At 68.5% G+C, this 1,107-nt stretch carries 1 protein-coding gene; it reads right to left on the reverse strand.

Features of this window, described 5'->3' with window-relative positions:
• Positions 1-41: 41 nt before the first annotated feature.
• Positions 42-995 (reverse strand): branched-chain amino acid ABC transporter permease, encoded by a 954-nt coding sequence (locus G7A99_RS20490; RefSeq protein WP_163143710.1) that lies wholly within the window; start codon positions 993-995, stop codon positions 42-44.
• Between the last annotated feature and the right edge of the window lie 112 nt (positions 996-1,107).

Below are 1,107 nucleotides of genomic sequence, written 5' to 3' on the forward strand. Positions count from 1 at the left end.
TTGTACGCCCCGCCCTCGGCCGCCTAACACGGCCCCCGCCTTTACTGTTTATCCCGCCGACGTGCAATGAGCCGTGGGGCCTTCTCCGGGAGGATGCCTTCCGGGCGGGTGACCAGGATCACCTGGAGCAGTGCCCCGATGAGCAGCACGCGCAGCGCCGCGGCCTGGGTCGAGTACTCGGAGGGCAGCATGCCCGTGAGCATCTCGGTGCCGGACCACAGGCCCCAGACGATGACCGCGCCGAGGATCGCGCCGCGGTTGTTGCCGCTGCCGCCGGCGATGAGCATGACCCAGATGAGGAAGGTCCCGTACAGCGGCCGGAACGCCTCGGGGCTGACGAAGCCGAAGAAGTGGGCGTACAGCCCGCCGCCGAGGCCCATGATCGCGGAGCCGGCCACGAAGGCCTGCAGCCGGAAGCGGGCGATGTCCTTGCCCGCCGCGGCGGAGGCCGGCTCGTTCTCGCGGATCGCGCGGAGCACCCGCCCCCAGGGGGAGACGTAGGCCCGCTCGACGAGGAAGTACACGCCCACCACGAACAGCGCCACGACCAGCAGGTAGGTCAGCGGCGAGTCCAGCGCCGTGCCGGCGAACGGCCGCTGCACCGCGGCGATGCCGCGCACGCCGTTGGTCAGCCAGTCCTCGTTCTTGAGGAACAGCCGGATGATCTCGGCGATACCGATGGTGGCGATGGCGAGGTAGTCCGTTCGCAGCCTCGCGGTGATCAGCCCGATGATGACGCCGATGATGCTGGAGGTGATCACCGCCCCCGCGAGACCCACCAGGAAGGGCATGCCGAAGCCGCCGAGATACGCCGGGCTGCCGGGGGTGGTGAGGATCGCCGTGGTGTAGGCGCCTACGGCGAAGAAGCCGGCGACACCGATGTTGAACTGCCCGGTGAACCCCCACTGCATGTTCAGGCCCAGCGCGAGCACCGCGTAGATGCCCGCGAAGGTGAGGAAGGAAACCAGATAGGCGGAAAGGCCGGAGAGTTCCATCACAGCGTCCCCTTGAACAGGCCCTGCGGGCGGAAGACGAGCATCACCACCATGATCGCGAAGGCGACGGCAGGCTTGTAGGCGGCGGGGATCACCAGCGTCGACATCTCCA

The organism is Arhodomonas sp. KWT, assembly GCF_010993615.1.

Bases quoted from the DNA above. Each gene is read 5' to 3' on its own strand.
- G7A99_RS20490 (WP_163143710.1), bottom strand. From the start codon at position 995: ATGGAACTCTCCGGCCTTTCCGCCTATCTGGTTTCCTTCCTCACCTTC.